The following is a 16,944-nucleotide window of genomic DNA, read 5'->3' as shown; positions in this document are numbered from 1 at the left end:
AAAAATTAATTCGGAACAATCATGACTAAGACATTAAATTCCAGAATACCCGAAGGACCGGTAGCAGAGAAATGGACTAACTATAAAGCTCATCAGCGGTTGGTTAATCCAAAGAATAAATTGAAGTTGGATGTTATCGTTGTTGGAACGGGACTTGCCGGTGCAAGTGCTGCAGCTTCTCTTGGTGAGATGGGCTTCAACGTGTTGAACTTCTGCATACAAGACTCTCCTCGTCGCGCACACTCTATCGCTGCGCAGGGCGGTATCAATGCCGCCAAGAACTATCAGAATGACGGCGACTCGATTTATCGCCTATTCTATGATACAGTTAAAGGCGGAGACTATCGTGCACGCGAGGCTAACGTATATCGTTTGGCCGAGGTTTCAAACGACATCATCGACCAATGCGTTGCACAAGGCGTACCTTTCGCGCGTGAATACGGTGGTATGCTGGCCAACCGTTCGTTCGGTGGAGCACAAGTAAGCCGTACTTTCTATGCCAAAGGGCAGACAGGCCAACAATTGCTGCTGGGTGCTTACTCTTCATTGAGTGCACAGATTCAAGCAGGAAAGGTGAAACTCTTCGCCCGTTACGAAATGGAAGATGTCGTTATCGTTGATGGTCACGCGCGTGGTATCATAGCTAAGAACCTTGTTACGGGCGAACTCGAACGCTTTACGGCCAATGCTGTGGTCATTGCTACAGGCGGTTACGGTAATGCCTATTTCCTTTCGACCAATGCCATGGGCTGTAACTGTACGGCGGCTATCCAATGCTATCGCAAGGGAGCCTATATGGCCAATCCATCTTATGTCCAAATCCACCCGACCTGCATTCCTGTGCATGGCGATAAGCAGTCCAAGCTGACCTTGATGTCAGAGTCGCTGCGTAATGATGGGCGTATTTGGGTTCCAAAGAAACTTGAAGATGCGAAAGCTTTGCAGGCCGGCACGAAGAAAGGCTCGGATATACCTGAGGAAGATCGCGACTATTACTTGGAACGTCGCTATCCTGCATTTGGTAATCTCGTTCCCCGTGATGTGGCTTCTCGTGCAGCTAAGGAGCGTTGCGACCATGGTTTCGGTGTCAATAACACCGGTTTGGCCGTGTTCCTCGATTTCTCTGAGTCTATCAACCGGCTTGGTATTGATGTTATTCTCCAGCGTTATGGCAACCTCTTCGATATGTATGAGGAAATCACCGACGTTAATCCGGGCGAACTTGCCAACGAAATCAATGGCGTGAAATACTATAACCCAATGATGATCTTCCCTGCCATTCACTATACGATGGGTGGTATTTGGGTCGATTATGAGTTGATGACCACCGTTCCGGGCCTGTTCTCCATCGGCGAGTGCAACTTCTCTGACCACGGAGCCAACCGTTTAGGTGCATCAGCTTTGATGCAAGGATTGGCCGACGGCTACTTCGTTCTGCCTTACACCATTCAGAACTATCTCGCCGATCAGGCACTTTGGGGCAAAATTCCAACGGATCGTCCCGAGTTTGATGAGGCAGAGAAAGCCGTTCGTGCTGAAATCGAACGTTTGATGAGCATTCAAGGCAAGCGTTCTGTTGATTCTATTCACAAAGAACTTGGGCATATCATGTGGGAACACGTAGGCATGGGACGCACTAAGGAGGGACTTGAAGAAGGATTAAAGCTATTGAAAGCACTTCGTGAAGAGTTCAATACCAACCTTTTTATACCCGGTAAGAAAGAAGGACTCAATATCGAGCTTGACAAGGCTATCCATCTTCGCGACTTTATTCTTATGGGTGAGCTTGTTGCCTACGATGCACTGCATCGTGAAGAAAGCTGCGGCGGACACTTCCGTGAGGAGCATCAGACCGAAGAAGGAGAGGCTAAGCGCGACGACGAACACTTCTTCTATGTCGGTTGTTGGGAATATCAAGGTGATGACACCAAGGCTCCGGAGCTCATCAAGGAGCCTCTCGAGTATGAGGCAATTAAGGTACAAACACGTAACTATAAGAATTAAACGATTATGGCAAAGAACATATCATTCACAATCAAGTATTGGAAACAGAACGGTCCTAAGGAACAGGGACATTTCGATACACGCGAGATGAAGAATATCCCGGATGACACCTCATTCCTTGAGATGCTCGACATCTTGAACGAAGAACTTATCGCCGAAGGACAAGAACCTTTCGTCTTCGACCACGACTGTCGCGAGGGCATTTGCGGTATGTGCTCGCTTTACATCAACGGAACTCCGCACGGAAAGACTGAGCGTGGCGCCACAACCTGCCAGCTCTACATGCGTCGTTTCAATGATGGCGATGTCATTACCGTAGAACCTTGGCGCTCGGCAGGCTTCCCTGTCATCAAAGACTGCATGGTTGACCGGTCTGCTTTCGACAAGATCATTCAGGCCGGAGGCTACACTTCCATTCGAACGGGGCAGGCTCAAGATGCCAATGCCATTCTTATTGCCAAGGAAAATGCTGACGAAGCCATGGATTGCGCCACGTGTATCGGCTGCGCAGCCTGTGTTGCTGCCTGCAAAAACGGCTCAGCTATGCTCTTTGTAAGCTCCAAAGTAAGCCAGTTGGCCCTCCTTCCTCAAGGCAAACCCGAGGCTGCAAGGCGTGCAAAGTCAATGGTAGCCAGAATGGACGAGCTGGGGTTCGGCAACTGTACCAATACGCGTGCCTGCGAAGCTGTTTGTCCTAAGAACGAAAGGATAGCCAACATCGCTCGCTTGAACCGCGAGTTCATCAAGGCAAAGTTCAACGATTAGGCCTCGTTTCGCCTCGCTTTCCGAAGCGTCTGCGGGCTTATGATAAAAGAGGATGTGCCATTTTTCCGGCCATCCTCTTTCTTTTTTCCAACCGTTTGAATGCTTTCTCCGCTCCCGTGTTTCCATCTTGCATTTCAGGGGCTCCCATTCTGCTTTCCAATATCAGCCATTTCATCGTGTAATATCAGCCATATTGTGCGGTAAAATGGCCCATATTGTACGGTAAAGTGGCTGATATTGAAACGTAAGACATAAGTTGTTGATTATCAACGAAGCTGGCATCACAATCTGTTTATGCATATGTAGGGACGCACGGTTCGTGTGTTCGTTCAACACGGCCTGTTTATAGCCCGATTACTGTCCACTTGTTAACCCGTTTATTCGTCCATTTGTTCACTCACTTCGTTTGAGCGGACGCACGAACCGTGCGTCCCTACATGCCGAATAACAATCAAATTATTCACCCGTTTACGCATCAACTGTCAACTGAAACAATGGGTTTCACGTGTTCCTTGGCTGTCTATGGCTCCGGCGCAACGAATTTTATGGGGCGAATAAGCTTACGTAACGGCTTGATATTGAGTTTGAAGAGGTCGAAAGCAAAGTGGGCTTGGTCTTGTTTGTGCTCAACCATGATGCGAACCACGTTTTTCTCTTCGAGAACACCAGTGTTGGGAACAAGCTGTTGATAGACTTTCTTGTAGTATTCTTGTTGATTGCAGGCGTCCATACGCAAGCAAACGAAGACGATTTTGCCATCAATCAGGAAGTAATGATTAGGATATATGTCATCAATCGACCATTCTCCACCCTCGAAAGCCTCGCGATAAGCGGGGTGAAAATAGAACACATCGTTGTTAATGCTCACGCCGTTTGTCAGCGTTCCCCGGTCTTCATACAAGTAAGAACAACTCAATATGAATGCCTTTTGCTTGGGAAAGAAACCTACAGCTTGATGAATGAGTTTCAGAAAAGCAGGCTTCATGTGCGTGGTGTCCACGCGTTCCAAGCTGTCCAACAAGCTCTTTTGCTGGGTTTCTTGCGTGTCAGCCTTACAAGTCACCCACAATAGAATGGAAAAAAGACCGATAAAAAGGGCAAAAATGGCAGTTTTTTGTCGTTTCATAGGCATGACGGTTTAGTGATGTAACAAAGATAAGTCTTCTTTCTGACAAATCCAAATCGGTCGTATGGTTTGTTTTGTGGCAGAAGGCTCGCTTTCTTCTTGCATCATCGGGCGCATCCTGCACGCAACTTTCGTTCATTCTCTTTCCCCCGATGATGTTACAAACAAAAAAGAATGTGCTACATCAGGGCTTGACAGATTGGAAAATAAAATCTATTTTTGCAAAATGAAGGTTTAATAATCATCCTAATATGAAAAGAAAAGCATTCTCTTTACGGCGCATGTTGGTTTGCGTTTTGTTGTCAATCACCGCTTTGACCGCACGTGCGGCAGCCGACCCCGACTTCTACATCTTCCTTTGTTTCGGACAATCCAACATGGAAGGCGCGGCAAAAATCGAGCCGCAAGACCTTGTGGGCATCGACAGTCGCTTTCAAATGATGGCGGCAGTGGACAACAATCGGTTGGGTAGGAAAATGGGTCAGTGGTATACGGCCGTTCCACCGCTTTGTCGGGAAAACACGGGACTGACTCCGATAGACTATTTCGGCCGGACGATGGTGGAACATCTGCCAAAAAATATCCGAATAGGCGTTATCAACGTAGCAATCGGCGGATGTCATATCGAAACATTCATGCGCGACTCCGTTGCCAACTATGTTCGAACCCGTGCACCGCAATGGATGAAGGGCATGCTCAAGGCTTATGGCGACAATCCATACGACAGGTTGATCGAACTTGCACGTAAAGCACAGCAAGTTGGCGTCATTAAAGGGATTCTTTTGCATCAGGGAGAGTCGAACACAGGCGATAAAACGTGGCCCGGAAAGGTGGCTTTCGTCTATCATCAGCTCATTGCCGACCTGCAACTCAAGGCGGAAGACGTGCCATTGTTGGCCGGAGAAGTGGTCAGAGCCGATGGTCGGGGCAAGTGTATTGCCATGAATCCCATCATTGATGCGCTGCCCCAGACCATTCATACGGCCCATGTCATCTCTTCCGAAGGCTGCACCAGCGGCCCCGATGACTTGCATTTCGATGCCGAAGGCTATCGGGAACTGGGCAGACGCTATGCTTCGAAGATGCTTTCGCTCTTGGGTTATCCGATATATAAGGCTGTCGACATCCCGAAAGATGCCGTTGTGGCTGCTACGGCCGTGCCGGGAAACGACTTTCCGAAGCTGGATACGGCACGACGTGGCTATTTTCGGCTGAATGCCCCATCGGCAAAAAGCGTGAAAGTGGACATCTGCGGCAAGAAATATGACCTGCAACGCGATGAAAAGGGTGTCTGGACAGGGGTTACCGAACCGCTTGTCGTGGGCTTCCATTACTATTTCTTCTGGGTAGATGGCGTGCAAGTGACCGATCCGGCAAGTGAAACTTTCTTCGGATGTTGCCGCCAGTCGAGTGGAATAGAGGTTCCCGAAGGCCGTGAAGGCGACTATTATCGTCCGCAACAAGGCGTTGCCAAGGGGCAAGTTCGGTCGGTGCAATATTTTGCTACGTCCACTCAAGCGTGGCGAAGGGCGATGGTTTACACGCCGGCCGACTATGAAAAAGGCAAAAAGCGTTATCCTGTTCTTTATCTGCAGCATGGAATGGGTGAAGATGAGACAGGTTGGAGTCGTCAAGGGCTGATGCAAAACATCATGGACAACATGATCGCAAAAGGAGAAGCCGTTCCGATGATTGTTGTCATGGAAAGTGGCGACCTGAAAGCGCCTTTCCGCGGCGGAAGCAGGGATGTGGAACACAGTACTTACGGCGCATCGTTCTATAAAGTGCTGCTTTCCGACCTCATTCCCATGATAGATAACACGTTCCGCACCCAATCCGACCGCGAACATCGAGCCATGGCAGGACTTTCGTGGGGTGGACATCAGACCTTTGATGTGGTTTTCACCAACCTTGACAAGTTCGCTTATGCCGGCAGTTTCAGCGGCGCCATCTTCGGATTGGACGTCAACAAGACCTATAATGGCATTTTTTCACGGCCGAATGAGGTGGACAGCAAGCTGCACTGCCTTTTCTTGGGCTGCGGAACAGATGAAAACATGGGTACGGCCAAACTGATTGACGACTTGGGGGCGGCCGGAATAAAGGTCGACAGCTATGTTTCCAAGGGTACCGGCCACGAATGGTTGACATGGAGAAGGTGCTTGAAAGCATTTGCAGGCAAGCTATTTAAATAGGGAAAAAAACCGATTTCATCGTAAATATTTGCAGAAAAATCTGCAGCATGAGGCGTTTTGAATAGCAATGGCTATTAAATAAAAACATATGAAGCAACTTAAACAACAATATTTCAGGCCAGTTCTCCCTCTTTTTCGGGAGCATCGGGCCGGACTTCTGGCTTGTCTTGGCTGCCTGTGCCTTCTTTTTTCAGCGCTTCCGCTTGCTGCTGCCGACCGCTTTGTCAGCTTTTTAAATGGTGACTTCCTGTTGAACGAAGGCGGGAAAGTGGGCATTTTTGTCGATGAAACCGATCAAAAAGGCATTTCTTTGGCGGCATATAACCTCGCAGAAGACCTGAAAAAGGTGTGTGGAGCACAGGTTGTTTTCACCGAAGCAGCGGCTGCCCGCATCGTCATCGGCTCCATCGGACACTCCAAAGCCATCGATAAACTCATCAAAGAAAAGCGACTGAATGGGGCTTTATTGCGTGGAAAACGGGAGAAATTTATACTGCAACGCATCGGAAAACAACTGATCATAGCCGGTAGCGACCGTCGTGGAACGATCTATGGTATCTATGAATTGTCGCAACAAATGGGTGTTTCTCCGTGGTATGATTGGGCAGATGTGCCCATAGAAAGGCATGATAAAATATATATTTCGGCCGGGATTTATACGGACGGAGAGCCTGCCGTGCGCTATCGCGGCCTCTTTTTAAATGACGAAGCGCCCTGTCTGACCTCGTGGGTGAAGCATACTTACGGCACCGACTATGGCGATCATCGCTTCTATGCACGCGTGTTTGAGCTCCTGCTGCGGTTGAAAGGCAACATGCTTTGGCCTGCCATGTGGGGTTGGGCATTCTATGCCGACGACCCGGAAAACAGCAAAACGGCCGATGAAATGGGCATTATCATCGGTACATCGCACCATGAACCGATGGCACGCAACCATCAGGAATGGGCTAGAAAACGCAAAGAATACGGTGCATGGAATTACCAAACGAATCAAAACGTGCTGGATCAGTTTTTCCGCGAAGGCATCCGGCGCAAGGGAAAAGAGGATATCGTGACGATAGGCATGCGGGGTGACGGCGACGAAGCGATGAGTGCAGCGGCCGATACAAGGCTTCTTGAACGCATCGTCAGTAATCAACGCCGCATCATCAGGGAGGTTTCGGGGCGTCCGGCCGGTGAAACACCGCAGGTGTGGGCCTTATATAAAGAGGTATTGGAGTATTATGATAAGGGCATGCGCGTGCCGGATGACGTCACCATCATGCTGTGTGACGACAATTGGGGCAACGTGCGCAGGGTGCCAAATGAACGGGAACGCAAGCACAAAGGAGGCTGGGGACTCTATTATCACGTTGATTATGTGGGTGCACCCCGCAATACCAAGTGGCTCAATGTGACCCCGACACAGCACATGTTTGAGCAACTTCAGCTCGCTTATCAGTACGGATTGGACCGCATTTGGATATTGAATGTGGGCGACTTGAAGCCTATGGAGTATCCCATTTCACTATTCATGGACATGGCATGGAACCCAAATGAATTTGCCATTTCGGCCATTACCGACCACACTTTGCGCTTTTGTGCAGAGCAATTCGGCGACAGTCAGGCCCCTGAAGCGGCCCGCATTCTGAACCTGTTGAACAAATATAACGGGCGCATCACGGCCGAAATGCTCGATAAAGACACTTATAATCTGGCCACGGGTGAGTGGAAAACGGTCGTCGGTCAGTACGAACAATTGGAGATGGAAGCCCTGCGTCAGTTCATCACTTTGCCTCCCGAGCAGCGAGATGCCTATCAACAATTGATTTTGTTTCCGCTGCAAGCGATGGGAAACCTCTATAACATGTACTATGCACAAGCCATGAATCATCGGCTTTATGCACGTAACGACCCCGACGCAAACCTTTGGGCCGACCGTTGCGAGGCTGCTTTCAAGCGTGATTCCATGCTTTGCCGGGCTTACAATCGGGATATTTCGGGCGGCAAATGGAACGGAATGATGACGCAGAAACATATCGGTTACACGAGTTGGAACGATGATTTCGCCCACGACATGCAGCCGAAACTCTACCGCATCAGCGACACTTCGGCCGGTGGTTTCAGCTTTGTCGGCCGGCAAGGTGTCGTTTCGATGGAGGCCGAACACTATCATACTGCCACCGATGCAGCACGGGCCAAATGGACAATCATTCCCTTTATGGGGCGCACTTGCAGTGGAATTACGCTCACGCCTTACACGGAAAGCGTTGCCGGTGCACGGCTTTCTTATCGTTTCTCGATGCCTGATTGCACCACCGACAGCGTGAAGATACACGTCGTTGTGAAGTCTACTTTGGACTATCTGAACAAAGGCAGCCTCACGTATACCGTGAAATTAGACGATGAAATGGGCGAAAACGTGCGGTTCAATGCCCGCCTGAACGAGAAGCCGGAGAATATCTACAGCATCTATTATCCCACGGTTGCCCGTCGGGTTATCGAACATGTCGTGACACTTCCCGTCAAAAAGGCCGATTGGCACACGCTGACGCTTGAGCCGTCAGATCCAGCCATCGTGTTTGAAAAGGTGATCGTAGACTACGGAGGCTATCAGACTTCCTATCTCTTCATGGAAGAAAGTGACCACAGACGCTGAAAATGCTTGACGGAACAGAATGCGAGAACGCACAAAATCCATGGGGCGCAGCATCCGGTTCAAGTCGTATGAGCGCCGTCAGGGAGCCGGTTTGTATCGTTTCGGGCTTTCTTTTCAATGATAACTTTGATGAAATACCAATGGTTTATGACGCATCGTAGATTTCTGATGGCGGTGGTTTTTATCGGTTTCACCGCTTTTCCATCGGTTGCACAAATGCCTCGACCGCTGCCTTCGCTCCATGTTGAGGGCCGAAACATGGTCGACAGACATGGCAACAAAGTGTTGCTTCATGGCGTGATGGATACACCTCATCCCTATTTCAATGGCGGAAGATGGGGTTGGAATATTGATGACAGCAGCGTTCCGGCCTGTCTGAACTATTTTGAAAAGCTCTTTCGGGGCCTGACCGATGCTTCGCAGGGCGCTTATTGCAATGTGTTCCGCCTGCATCTCGACCCTTGTTGGACCAATGATCCGGCCAAACCGCTTGTCGGAAAAAAGGGCGAAGAGAACATTTCGCAGTTCAGTGCCGACCGACTCCGGCGCTATTTGCAATCGCTTTATATCCCCTTGATGCAGAAAGCCATGGCGCATGGGCTCTATGTCGTGGTGCGTCCGCCGGGCGTCTGCCCTCATGAAATCCGTGTAGGCGATGCTTATCAGCAATATCTAACGACGGTTTGGGACATCGTTTCGCGTGAAGCTGTCGTTCAGCAATATGCCGGTCAGATTTCATTAGAGCTGGCCAATGAGCCCGTAGTCGTTAAGGATGCGACGGGAAATGCGTCGGATCATGCGCTGCGCGACTTCTTTCAACCCATCGTTGACAAGATTCGCGGCAACGGATTTAAGGGTATTCTTTGGATTCCCGGCAGCAGTTGGCAGGGCAATTACGTGGGTTATGCCCGCCATCCCATCACGGATGACAACTTTGGCTATGCCGTTCACGACTATCCCCGCTGGTATGGTATGAGCGACGAACGGCCAAATGCCGAAGAAGGTATACGCCGGTTTAAAGGTCTTGTGCCCGTTGTCGAGCCCCGACCTGTCATGATTACAGAGGTGGATTGGAGCCCCGAAAAGGCGGGAGAAGGCCATTATGACGAGCATGGAAAATGGGTGAAGGCCAATTACGGCACGTGGGCTACGGCCTCAACAAGCAAATGGGGCGTTGCCTATAAGCGCATGATCGACCATTATGGCAACATATCCATGACGCTTTCGGGCACGGGTTGCTATCTCGATATTGATGAATTGGTTGGCAAAGGACGTGTGGTTGCAGCCTTTGGCGAACTGAAAGAAGCCTGCGGTGCGGCTTGCATGGGGTGGTATAAAGCCTACAACACCACCGCAAAACCCTATCCCGACGACTATGTGTTCAGTGCTGCCGAACGCCGAATCGACAGTATATGCTGGGCATTGAAAGACACCTTGCTCATGCCGGGCGATTCCTATCATGCACCACTTACGCTTTTCTTCCCCGGCGGAAGAAGCGTGGAAGTATTGCCGAAAGCCATTCAATATACCGTTTCGGCACCCGATGTCGTGGGGATAACGGATGGGGTAATCCATGCAAAAAGCGATGGAACCGCACAAATCACGGCCGTTTATACGACCGAAACCGGTGAGACGTTATCGCGAAAGATAACCGTTCGGGTGCAGATGTTCTCGTTTGAAGCCTCGGCCATAAGGACGGATATTTTCGATCATGGCACGTATGACGAGACCAAACGAGTCTTCCAGCCCGGCAAATGGGGGCAGATGGGGTGGCAGTTCGATGGCGGCATCGGGCTTTCGAAGCATTATCTGGTGTTGAAACTCGACAAACCGCAGACCTGCGGCGCCAAATTGATGCTGTTCCCTCAACAAAGTATTTGGGGAGACAACTATGAGATTGCGTTGGAAAATAAGACGACTATCGTTGTAGACCTGACCAAGGAAAAGACCAAACAGGGCAAGGTGCTTGGCCACACACCTATTTATATCGTGAGCTTATGGGGCAACGGAGCAGGAGAAATAGACGTAAACAACCTCTATCTGACCGATAATGCCGACGATATGCCCACGGCTATCACCCCCATTGTCAATCCAAATCCCGACTTCACCGACGTTTATAACCTTTATGGAATACGTGTGCGTTCGCACGTTTCCACCGAGATTGCCACTGCGGGGCTTCCTCCCGGCATCTATATTGCAGGCGGGAAGAAAGTGGTGGTGAGGTAAATCAGGGTGCAGTTGCCTTCCCTTTCGTTCGTTCGATTATGCAAACAAGGTGCGACAAAGGGTGATGGCGACACGAAGGAAAATTCAACTTTTCGTATTCAATCATTATTTTCATAGCAACCATGAACAAAATCAAGACCATTCTTTTGTCGTTCGTGACCGTGATGACGGCATCATCGGCATTGGCGCAGCCGTCGCTAACCGGCATGGCGTATCCGTATCAGAATCCAAACCTTAGCGCCTTGACACGCGCACAGGATTTGTTGAGTCGCTTAACCCTTGAAGAAAAAGCCCTGTTGATGCTTGATGAGTCGCCGGCCATACCGCGGTTGGGCATCAAGAAATTCTTTTGGTGGAGCGAAGCCTTGCATGGTGCGGCCAACATGGGCAACGTGACCGTGTTTCCCGAGCCCATTGCGATGGCGGCTTCGTTCAATGATGCACTGTTATATAAGGTGTTTAGCGCAGCAAGTGATGAGATGCGGGCTCAGTATCATCATCGAATAAGGAACGGAGGCGAGGATGAAAAGTTCCATAGTCTGTCGGTTTGGACACCCAATGTGAATATTTTTCGCGACCCACGATGGGGACGTGGACAGGAAACCTACGGTGAAGATCCCTATCTGACGGCTGTTATGGGAACGGCGGTTGTGCGTGGTTTGCAAGGACCTGAAGACAGTAAGTATCGCAAACTGTGGGCTTGTGCAAAGCATTATGCCGTGCACAGCGGGCCCGAATATACGCGTCACACGGCCAATCTGAACAATGTGTCGCCGCGTGATCTGTGGGAAACCTATCTTTCCGCATTCAAAACGCTCGTTGAGGAAGCCAAGGTGCGCGAGGTGATGTGTGCTTATCAGGCGCTCGATGACGAACCTTGTTGCGGAAACAGCCGACTGCTGCAGCAAATTCTGCGCGACGAGTGGGGCTTTCAGTACTTGGTAGTGAGCGATTGCGGTGCCGTGAGTGACATTTGGCAGAACCACAAGACCTCAAGTGATGCTGTTCATGCCACAGCCAAGGCCGCGCCGGCCGGAACCGACGTGGAATGCGGTTTCAACTACACCTATAAGTGTATTCCCGAAGCTGTGCAGCGCGGCCTGATCAGCGAGAAGGAGGTCGACAAACATGTGCTTCGTCTGCTTGAAGGACGTTTCGACCTTGGCGAAATGGACGACCCGGCGCTTGTTCCATGGTCGAAAATCCCTTGTTCTGTAATGGATAGCAAGGCTCACCGCCAACTTTCGCTCGATATGGCACGCCAATCTATCGTGCTGTTGCAGAACAAGCGAAACATGCTTCCACTGAAGAAAAACAACGAACGCATCGCTGTGATCGGCCCGAATGCCGATAATGTGCCGATGATGTGGGGCAATTACAACGGTACCCCCAACCGTACGGTGACCATCCTTGACGGTATACGGGCCAAGCATAAGAACGTGAAATACATCAAAGGCTGCGATCTTACCGACACAATGGTGGTCGATCCGTTGTTTGAAGCATGCATGATAGCCGGCAAACGCGGGCTACGTGGTACCTTTTGGAACAATACAACGATGACCGGGAAACCTGTTACGACACAATATTATCATGGTGAAGTGGCTGCAACGACAGCCGGTATGCACAGCTTTGCGCCCGGTGTAAAAGTAGAAGGCTTCTCGGCCAAATATGAAACCGTGCTGCGATCAAAGCGTGATGGCGAGGCCGTTTTGAAAGTAGAAGGGTGTGGCGACTTTGAAGTATGGGTCAATGGCAAGCAGATGCAGCACCAACACACATGGCGAACAACACCGACTCGTACACCTATTCGGCTTGAGGCCGGCAAAGACTATCGCATAGAAGTGCGCTTTACCTATGTGAATACATGGGGTGCAAACATTCGAATCAATATCGGAACCGAGCGACCTATTGACTACCAGGAAGTCATTCGGGCATTGAAGGGCATTGAAAAAGTGGTCTTTGTAGGTGGTATCTCACCTGCTTTGGAAGGCGAAGAAATGCCTGTGGACATACCGGGGTTCAAGGGAGGAGACCGAACAGACATCGAACTTCCACGTGTTCAGCGGGATTTCATCAAGGCCCTTCACGCTGCAGGCAAGCAGCTTGTCTATGTGAACTGTTCGGGGTCGGCTATTGCTCTGGAGCCGGAAACCACAGCCTGCGACGCCATTGTACAGGCATGGTATGCTGGGCAAGAGGGCGGAACGGCCGTTGCCGATGTGCTCTTCGGCGATTATAATCCTTCGGGAAAACTGCCCGTCACCTTCTATAAGAACAGTAATCAGCTGCCCGATTACGAGAATTACAGCATGAAAGGGCGCACTTATCGTTATTTCTCCGACCCGCTCTTTGCTTTTGGTCATGGCCTTAGCTATACAACGTTCAATATGGGAACGGCTGAAATCATCAAAAAGGCTGATTCCATCGTGGTGCGTATTCCCGTAGAAAACGTTGGCAGTAAGGACGGAACAGAGACCGTTTTACTGTATATCAAGAACCATCAGGACCCGAACGGGCCGATAAAATCACTGCGCGGCTTCAGTCGTGTCTTTGTGAAAGCCGGACATAAGGCCGTAGCAGAGCTTGTATTGACACGTAAGTCGTTTGAGTTCTTTGACGAAAACACAAATACCGTGCATTTCAAGGAAGGAAATTACGATTTGCTATATGGTGACAAACGCGTCGAAATAAGAATGTAGTGACCCTAAACCCTTGCATAACATTCACTTTGTTACATGGCGCAAAATGAATGTTACAATACCATGTATGCTGTTAAAAAGGTATTGAATATCTTTGCAAATGTGAAATCTAATTCTAACCTAATAATTAAAAAATGAGACAAGTACACAGACTTTTTCAACGCTTTTCGCTGATCGTGGCCATGCTGTTCGCGTCGATTGTGGCGGCTTTGGCGCAAAACACCATTCGCGGAACGATCTTAGACGCCGGAGGTGAGCCGTTGATCGGGGCCACTGTCGTCATGAAAGGAAAGCCTTCTGTTGCCGCTGTCACCGATTTTGACGGTAATTTCGAACTGAAGACGCCGGCTAAAAAGGTCACACTCGTTGTTTCTTACGTGGGAATGGTCACCAAGGAGGTTGTCGTTGTCGAGGGACATGCGGCAAAAATCGTCCTGAAAGACGACGATCACACCCTTCAAGAGACCGTTATCGTGGGCTACGGCCAGCAGAAGAAGGCCAGTGTCGTGGGTTCTATCACTCAAACAACGGGGGCTGTGTTGGAACGTGCGGCAGGTGTGAGCGACATCGGAGCCGCTTTGACGGGCAATCTTCCCGGCGTTGTCACCATACAAGGCAACGGTATGCCCGGAGAAGAGGAGCCCCAGATCATCATTCGCGGCTCCAGCACATGGAACGGTAGCGACCCTTTGGTGCTGGTTGACGGTATCGAACGCCCAATGAGCAGTGTCGACATCGCTTCGGTGGCCAATATCTCTGTGTTGAAAGATGCATCTGCGACGGCCGTTTACGGTGTAAAGGGAGCCAACGGCGTTATTCTTATCACGACAAAGCGTGGCACGGAGGGCAAAGCAAAGATAGATGTGGGCTTCAATGCTACGTTGAAAGCCCCCTCGAAGCTACCGAACAAATACGATTCATACGATGCTTTGATGCTTCGCAACCGGGCCGTGGAGCACGAACTGGGTGTTTCTCCCGAGTCATGGTCGTATGTTCGTCCGCAATCCTTTATCGATAATTACCGAAATCAATCAACCTTGGAACAACGTGAGCGTTATGCGAACGTAGATTGGCAGGACGCGCTGTTCAAAAAGTCCACGATGTCTTACAATACGAATGTGAACATCAGTGGGGGCACCAAGTTTGTGAAGTATTTTGCGTCAGCCGACTTCGTACATGAGGGAGATTTGTTCCGAGAATACGACAACGGACGCAACTATAAGGCGGGTTACGGTTACAACCGCATCAATGTTCGCAGCAATCTTGACTTTCAAATCACGAATACCACAACGCTTCGGGCCAACATTTCGGGCTCCAATGGCGTAAAGAAGTCGCCATGGAGCAACTCCGTGGACAGTGAATGGCAGATAGGACAGCAGTGGGCGGGTGCCTATAACATTGCGCCAGACGTGTTCCTGCCCAAGTATGCCGACGGGTCTTGGGGCTTTTACCCCAATGCCTCTAACGTTTCGAACTCCGCGCAAAGCCTTTCCATCGGCGGTGTACGCCAAATGACGACGACACGCATCAACACTGACTTCACACTTGAGCAGAAATTGGACTTCATTACCAAGGGTCTGAATGCCCGAGGAACGGTTTCTTGGGACAATATCTTCGTGGAGACAGGTCGCGGCATCAACGATCTTTACAACACGTCTCCCACAAAATACATCGATCCGGAGACCGGAAAGGTAACCATCGGCAAGGAACTTGAAGGCAATAATAAGTTTGATTGGCAGCAAGGAGTCAACTGGTCGACCGAAGGAGGCACTGTAGATAACAACGCAACTGTGCGTAATCTCTACTATCAGCTGCAATTAAACTGGGCAAGAAGGTTCAGATTGCACGACATTTCGGCCATGGGACTGTTCTCGCGTCAGGAGAATGCGCGTGGAAGCGTGATGCCAACCTACCGAGAAGACTGGGCTTTCCGTGCCACCTACAACTATGCGGGTCGTTATTTCATCGAGTATAACGGCGCATACAACGGTTCTGAGAAGTTCGGTAAGGACAATCGCTTCGCATTCTTCAGCTCCGGGGCTCTCGGTTGGACGGTTACGGAAGAGAAGTTCATGGAACGGCTCCGCGAAAAAGGCCTCATTGACTTACTGAAGTTGCGTGCTTCGTACGGCGAAATCGGCGACGATAACATCGGAGATCCATTCGATTCTTCGCGACGGTGGCTTTATATGAGCCAATGGGCCTATGGTGGGCATACAACAATGGACCTTGACCACACCGAAAGCATCTATACTTGGTATCGACAGAGCGCACTTGGCAACGAGAAAGTGAGGTGGGAAACCGTTCGAAAGACCAACTTTGGCTTGGATTATGGCTTCTTGGGCGGTCTGATTGCAGGCTCCATAGACTTCTTCTGCGACCGTCGTAACGACATTCTCATTTTTGGTAGCGGCCGTTCTGTGCCAGATTATTTCGGAACCACGGCTCCGACTATCAACAAGGGCAAGGTGCGAACGACGGGTTATGAGCTTGAGATAAGGCTCAACAAGAAGTGGACAAACGGCTTGCGCCTGTGGGGAAACTTCAATATGACCCATGCCAAGAACAAGGTGCTGCTCAAAGACGACCCAATTTTGCGGCCGGCCTATCAGAAAGACGCCGGGTTTGCCATGGGACAGTACCGCTCTTACCTCGATAGAGGCTTCATTAACAACATCGACGACCTTATCGGTTCGCCCGCACATGAGTCGAATGACAACCATAGGCTCGTGGGTGACTACTACATTGCCGACTTCAACGGCGACGGAATCATTGACAATAAGGACGCGGCGCCTGTGGGTTACAGTGCTTCTCCAATGAACACCTACAACGCAACGATAGGTTTTGAGTGGAAAGGACTGTCGGCCATGGCACAGTTCTATGGTGTTACCGACGTCACCCGCGACGTTACGCTGACCAGTTTCGGCAATAAGCTGAACAATGTCTATGACACTGGCACTTGGTGGAGCAAGGATTCGCCCGATGCCGACGTCATTGTGCCGCGATGGGGAGCCAATGAGTCGAGCTATAGCAATGGAACACAGTTCCTTTATGACGGCTCTTATGTTCGTTTGAAGAACGTTGAAGTGGCTTATACATGGACCAATGGCTGGATAAAGCACTTGGGTATCAACTATCTCAAGCTCTATTTGAACGGTAATAACCTTTGGCTTTGGACGCGAATGCCTGACGATCGCGAGGCAAACCTCGGGGGCGGAGGCAATCTCGGCGCCTATCCTACCGTCAGACGCTTCAATGTCGGCGTTAAATTCTCATTGTAGTATTAAACAA

The 16,944-nt window shown here is 50.1% G+C and carries 8 protein-coding genes; 7 read left to right on the top strand and 1 reads right to left on the bottom strand.

From position 1 onward, the window contains the following. The first annotated feature begins 21 nt into the window (after nucleotides 1-21). Together H164_RS0108200 and H164_RS0108195 are read left to right on the top strand one after the other, a co-directional pair. Complete coding sequence (locus H164_RS0108200) at nucleotides 22-2,004, top strand: fumarate reductase/succinate dehydrogenase flavoprotein subunit (RefSeq protein WP_019968165.1); 1,983 nt, start codon at nucleotides 22-24, stop codon at nucleotides 2,002-2,004. A gap of 6 nt (nucleotides 2,005-2,010) precedes the next feature. Continuing rightward, entirely contained in the window at nucleotides 2,011-2,769 is a 759-nt protein-coding gene (locus H164_RS0108195; protein ID WP_008564356.1) for a succinate dehydrogenase/fumarate reductase iron-sulfur subunit, read from the top strand. Between the two features lie 520 nt (nucleotides 2,770-3,289). On the opposite strand, the gene H164_RS0108185 is transcribed toward H164_RS0108195, so the two are convergent. Next, the gene (locus H164_RS0108185; protein WP_019968163.1) at nucleotides 3,290-3,895 is read right to left on the bottom strand and encodes a hypothetical protein; all 606 of its coding nucleotides are present in this window, start codon (nucleotides 3,893-3,895) and stop codon (nucleotides 3,290-3,292) included. A gap of 251 nt (nucleotides 3,896-4,146) precedes the next feature. On the opposite strand from H164_RS0108185, the gene H164_RS0108180 reads away from it, so the two are divergent. The 5 genes from H164_RS0108180 to H164_RS0108155 all read left to right on the top strand — a co-directional run bounded on the left by H164_RS0108180 (nucleotide 4,147) and on the right by H164_RS0108155 (nucleotide 16,934). Further along, nucleotides 4,147-6,090: a sialate O-acetylesterase gene (locus H164_RS0108180; protein ID WP_019968162.1), complete on the top strand. Its 1,944-nt coding sequence runs from the start codon at nucleotides 4,147-4,149 to the stop codon at nucleotides 6,088-6,090. 88 nt (nucleotides 6,091-6,178) lie between these two features. Further along, on the top strand, nucleotides 6,179-8,728 hold the full coding sequence (locus tag H164_RS0108175; protein ID WP_019968161.1) for a glycosyl hydrolase 115 family protein: 2,550 nt from the start codon (nucleotides 6,179-6,181) through the stop codon (nucleotides 8,726-8,728). A 147-nt stretch (nucleotides 8,729-8,875) separates the two neighbouring features. Then, nucleotides 8,876-10,954: a cellulase family glycosylhydrolase gene (locus tag H164_RS0108170; RefSeq protein WP_019968160.1), complete on the top strand. Its 2,079-nt coding sequence runs from the start codon at nucleotides 8,876-8,878 to the stop codon at nucleotides 10,952-10,954. Between the two features lie 122 nt (nucleotides 10,955-11,076). Beyond that, nucleotides 11,077-13,653, top strand: coding sequence for a xylan 1,4-beta-xylosidase (gene xyl3A, locus H164_RS0108165; RefSeq protein ID WP_019968159.1), 2,577 nt, complete (start codon nucleotides 11,077-11,079; stop codon nucleotides 13,651-13,653). Between the two features lie 134 nt (nucleotides 13,654-13,787). Beyond that, the gene (locus H164_RS0108155; RefSeq protein ID WP_026356295.1) at nucleotides 13,788-16,934 is read left to right on the top strand and encodes a SusC/RagA family TonB-linked outer membrane protein; all 3,147 of its coding nucleotides are present in this window, start codon (nucleotides 13,788-13,790) and stop codon (nucleotides 16,932-16,934) included. Nucleotides 16,935-16,944: the final 10 nt, after the last annotated feature.

The organism is Segatella maculosa DSM 19339 = JCM 15638, from assembly GCF_000382385.1.
Classification (GTDB): domain Bacteria; phylum Bacteroidota; class Bacteroidia; order Bacteroidales; family Bacteroidaceae; genus Prevotella; species Prevotella maculosa.
The sequence above is the reverse complement of the archived record's forward strand: the minus strand, read 5'-3'. Positions and strand labels throughout refer to the sequence as shown.

Coding starts and splice junctions, on each gene's coding strand:
- H164_RS0108200 (WP_019968165.1), top strand. CDS start 22: ATGACTAAGACATTAAATTCCAGAATACCCGAAGGACCGGTAGCAGAG.
- H164_RS0108175 (WP_019968161.1), top strand. CDS start 6,179: ATGAAGCAACTTAAACAACAATATTTCAGGCCAGTTCTCCCTCTTTTT.
- H164_RS0108170 (WP_019968160.1), top strand. CDS start 8,876: ATGACGCATCGTAGATTTCTGATGGCGGTGGTTTTTATCGGTTTCACC.
- H164_RS0108180 (WP_019968162.1), top strand. CDS start 4,147: ATGAAAAGAAAAGCATTCTCTTTACGGCGCATGTTGGTTTGCGTTTTG.
- H164_RS0108155 (WP_026356295.1), top strand. CDS start 13,788: ATGAGACAAGTACACAGACTTTTTCAACGCTTTTCGCTGATCGTGGCC.
- H164_RS0108195 (WP_008564356.1), top strand. CDS start 2,011: ATGGCAAAGAACATATCATTCACAATCAAGTATTGGAAACAGAACGGT.
- H164_RS0108185 (WP_019968163.1), bottom strand. CDS start 3,895: ATGAAACGACAAAAAACTGCCATTTTTGCCCTTTTTATCGGTCTTTTT.
- xyl3A (WP_019968159.1), top strand. CDS start 11,077: ATGAACAAAATCAAGACCATTCTTTTGTCGTTCGTGACCGTGATGACG.